At 66.2% G+C, this 4,488-nt stretch carries 1 protein-coding gene; it reads right to left on the bottom strand.

Annotated features, from left to right (window positions below):
- Window positions 1–73: 73 nt before the first annotated feature.
- A complete protein-coding gene (locus tag ACW9I6_RS30985) occupies window positions 74–4,354 on the bottom strand; it encodes an Lhr family helicase (RefSeq protein WP_457340191.1) in 4,281 nt (1,426 codons plus the stop codon).
- Between the last annotated feature and the right edge of the window lie 134 nt (window positions 4,355–4,488).

The raw sequence follows: 4,488 nt of genomic DNA, 5'->3' as shown, positions 1-4,488 counted from the left end.
TTCCAAGGGTGGAACCGGATCGAATGTGGGAGCGGGCTTGCTCGCGAAGGCGTCATTACGGGCGCTGCACAAGTCAGTGTCTGATCAGTTTTTCCCGCACCAACCCGGCCTCCTGCTGATCCAACTCCAGCAACACCTGCTGCTTGCCGGCAATCTCCACCGCCGCCGGCAAACCATTCCGGTACACCAGCCGATTACCGCTCAACGCCGGCACCTTGCTACCCGGCAGCAGCGTACCGACCAGGTTCAGCGGATCCGCCCCACACACGGCAATCAAGCTGCCATCGTGAGGCCGCCGCCGAACTTCCCGCAGCAGCGGAATCGCTTCCGGCAACGCAAACTGTTCCCCCGCCAAACCACTCACAAACCGCCCGCCCCGAATCTCGCCCCGGGCCTCCAGCCGGTGGAACGTACGCAGCAATTCCCGCCAACTGGGCAGCCAGTCCGCCTCGCGCTCCAGCAGGCGCCAGAACACCACCCCGTAGCGGCGCAGCAAGGTCATCGCCACATGCTCCAGCGTCTCGGCCGAGTGAGCCCCCGGACGTGTGCCGTCCGCCACCGGCGCCCGCCGTACCAGGGCCCAACGCCCGGCATCGTCCATCCCGCCGACAAACGCGCCACGCCCGCGCCGACTGCTGCGGGCCTGACGTTTGCTCACCGGCGTGGTCAGGGCGCGCAGGCCGGCAAAACTGTCGGCGTTCGCCAGCCCCGCGCCCACCAGTTCCTGCAACGCGGTTTCCAGTTCGCTGCGCAGCAGATGGGCTTCGTGGATCAATTCATCGAAAAACAGCGCGCCGTTTTCCCGCAGCGCCTGATGGACTTTCTGTGCCTTGGGCGACAACTCGGTGCTGTCCGGCGCTTCGGTCAGTCCACTCCATAATGGCACCTGGCTGCGGGGCAACAGCACCACTGGCGTGCTGCGCAGGGCCGTCGCGCCGGCCTTGTTGCTCAGGCGTGTCCACACCACTTTGCCGCTGCGGCACAAATCGTCCAGCCAGTGGGGCGCGTAATCCTTGATTCGTGCGCTGAGCAAATCGCTGTCCCAGGCCGAAGTGGCTGCGGCGTACCCTTCCAACTGCGCGACGATCTGCGGCAACACGGCGCTGCCCTGGCGGCGGGTACCGTTCGACAGGTGCTGCCAGTCGAACAGAAAACGCATGAAATCCTGCAACGCCACCGGCTCGATTTCCCGGCGCAGGCGCTTGACCGTGTAGCGGTGAATGCGCGCCAGCAGGTGGCGTTCGCACCATTGTTCGGCGCTGGCGCCGGGGCTGAAACGGCCGCGCAGCACGTAGCCTTCGCTCTCCAGCCGCGCGAGTGCCTGTGATACGTCGGCCACCGGCAAGGCCAGGGGCGCGGCGATCTCGATCAGCGTCAATGGGCCATAACCACTCAGGCGCGCCCGCAGCACTTCCACCAAGGCTTCATCGAAGGTCCAGGGCTCATCGAAACCTGGCAACAGCGGCAGGTCATTCGGGTAGATCGCCGTCAAACAGCTCAAGCGCTCCAGGGCGACCCAAACGGCCTGGCCGGTACCGATCTGCAATCGGCTGGCGCGCCCACCGTCGGCCAGGGCTTGCAGCCATTCTGCCCACTGCGCCGTGACCTCCGATTCGGCAATGCACGCCAAACTCATCAGCGCTTCATGCATCTCGTCCAGGCCATTGGGCGCCGGCCAGGCTTCCTCGCACACACCGGCAATCGCTTCGGCATCCAGCGCACCAAGGTCATCGGTGCTTTGCGGATCGCTCCAGCGCCGGTTGAGCACGGCCTGGGTGCGGCGCTCCTCCAGCGGAGCGTCGTCGAGAAAGGTGTAGGGGCGGGCGCTGAGAATCTCTGCTGCCAGTGGCGACGGCGCCGGCAGATCACGGCTGATCAGGCGGATTTCGCCGCGCTCCATGCGCCGCAACAGGGCCAGCCAGCCTTCGCTGTCCATGGCTTCGTGCAGGCAGTCGTCGAGGGTTTGCTCCACCAGCGGATGCTCGGGCACTTCGCGCTCGCCGGCGAGGTTTTCCAGGCAGGCGATCTGGTCGGGGAACACACTGGCGATCAGGTCTTCACTCTTCATGCGCTGGATCTGCGGCGCCACCTTGCGCCCACCGGTGTAGCGCGGCAATGCCAGGGCCACCCCGGCATTCCAGCGCCAGCGCACGCCGAACAGCGGTGCATCCAGTACCGCCTGGATCAGGATGTGCTCGGCCGTGTTGCTGTTCAGGTAGCGCCACACTTCGTCCAGCTCAAAGCTGTGACTGGTGGACAGCGACAACACGATCGCATCCTCGCTGGCGGCGGCTTGCAGTTCGAAGTTGAAGGTGCGGCAAAACCGCTTGCGCAGCGCCAGGCCCCAGGCGCGGTTGATGCGACTGCCGAACGGCGTGTGGATGATCAATTGGGTGCCACCGGACTCGTCGAAAAACCGTTCCATGATCAACGTGTCCTGGGACGGCAGCGCGCTCAGCGCCAGCCGCGCCCGCGCCAGGTAATCCAGCAGTTGTTCGGCGCTGGCCAGGTTCAGGCCGAGGGTGCCGGTGAGCCAATCGAGCGCCGGTTGCAGGTTACCCGGCGTGGCGCCCAGCAGCGCGTCCAGTTGCCCCTGAAAACGCGCCACGGCAAACGACAACTCCGCGCTGCGCCCCGGTGCTTCGCCGAGCCAGAACGGAATGGTCGGCGGCTGGCCGTGGGCATCCTCGACCCGCACCTTGCCGGGTTCCACTCGCAGGATGCGGTAGGAGGTGTTGCCCAGCTGGAAGATATCGCCGGCGATGCTTTCCACCGCGAAGTCTTCGTTGACGCTGCCGATGTTCAGGCTTTGCGGCTCAAGCAGCACGCTGTAGTCGGCGTTGTCGGGGATGGTGCCGCCGCTGGTCACGGCGGTGAGCTTGGCGCCCCGCCGGCCACGCAGGGTGCGGGTGATGGCGTCGCGGTGCAGGTAGGCGCTGCGCAGGCCCTGGCGCCCGTTGTAGCCTTCGGCGAGCATTTGCAGCAGTGCCTGATAGTGACGCTCATCCAGCTCGGCGTAGGGCGAGGCGCGGCGGATCAGCGTCAGCAGGGCCTGTTCCTGCCATTCCTGGCAGCTGACTTCGGCGATGATCTGCTGGGCCAGCACATCCAGCGGCGCAACCGGAATCAGCAAGGTGTCCAGCTCGCCCCGGCGCACGCAGTCGAGCAGGGCGGCGCATTCGATCAGGTCGTCGCGGGTGGTGGCGAACAACCGGCCTTTGGGCGTGCCGCCGACCTGATGCCCGGAGCGTCCGACCCGTTGCAGAAAACCGTTGATCGAGCCGGGCGAGCCGATCTGGCACACCAGGTCGACATCGCCGATATCGATCCCCAGTTCCAGCGACGCAGTGGCGATCAACACCTGCAGCTCACCGGCCTTGAGCCGTTGTTCGGCGTCCAGGCGCATTTCCTTCGCGAGGCTGCCGTGGTGGGCGGCGACGGCGGTTTTGCCCAGGCGCTCGCTCAAGTGCCGGGCCAGGCGTTCGGCCAGGCGCCGGGTGTTGACGAAAATCAGCGTGGTGCGGTGTTGCCTGGCCAGTTCGGCGAGGCGGTCGTAGACCAGCTCCCACACGTCGTTGGCCATGACGGCCGACAGCGGCACCGGCGGCACTTCGATATCCAGGTCCCGTGGGCGTGCGTGGCCGATATCGACGATCTCGCAAGGCCGGCCGGTGCCCACCAGAAAGCGCGACACCGCCTCGATGGGCTTTTGCGTGGCGGACAGGCCGATGCGGGTCAGCGGTTCGCTGCACAAACCCTGCAGGCGCTCCAGTGTCAGGGCCATGTGGCTGCCGCGCTTGCTGGCGGCGATGGCGTGGATCTCATCGACGATCACCGTGCGGGTGCTGGCAAGCATCTGCCGGCCGGAATCCGAGCCGAGCAACACGTAGAGCGATTCCGGGGTGGTGACCAGGATGTGCGGCGGGTGCTTGCGCATCAGGGCGCGGTCTTTCTGTGGAGTGTCGCCGGTACGCACGGCGGTGCGGATCGCCAGCGGTGGCAGGTCGAGGCGCTGCAAGTGCTCGGTGATGCCGGCCAGCGGGGTTTGCAGGTTGATCTGGATGTCGTTGGAAAGAGCCTTCAGGGGCGAGACGTAGACCACCAGCGTTTGGTCTGGCAGTTGGCCGCCATTGGCCAGGCCTTGGTGCACGAGATCGTCCAGCACCGCGAGAAAGGCAGTCAGGGTCTTGCCGGAGCCGGTGGGTGCGGCGATCAGTGTGGAGCGGCGTTGGCGGATCAGCGGCCACGCCTGGGCCTGGGCGGCGGTCACCGACGGGAACGTGCTGCGGAACCAGGTGCTGACGGCGGGGTGGAAACCGTTCAAGACCGTGTCCGTTGATTCAGGAAGGTTCATCCCCAATTTATGCGGCCGGCCCCGGCAACTTGCAACCCCGGGATGCATTCCCTGTGGTGAGGGATCTTGCTGCGGTAAGGGAGCTTCTTGTGGCGAGGGAGCTTGCTCCCGCTTTTTTGGGGCCGCTACGCAGC

This window comes from Pseudomonas sp. SDO5522_S412, from assembly GCF_054071215.1.
The sequence above is the reverse complement of the archived record's forward strand: the minus strand, read 5'-3'. Positions and strand labels throughout refer to the sequence as shown.

Bases quoted from the DNA above. Each gene is read 5' to 3' on its own strand.
- ACW9I6_RS30985 (WP_457340191.1), bottom strand. From the start codon at position 4,354: ATGAACCTTCCTGAATCAACGGACACGGTCTTGAACGGTTTCCACCCC.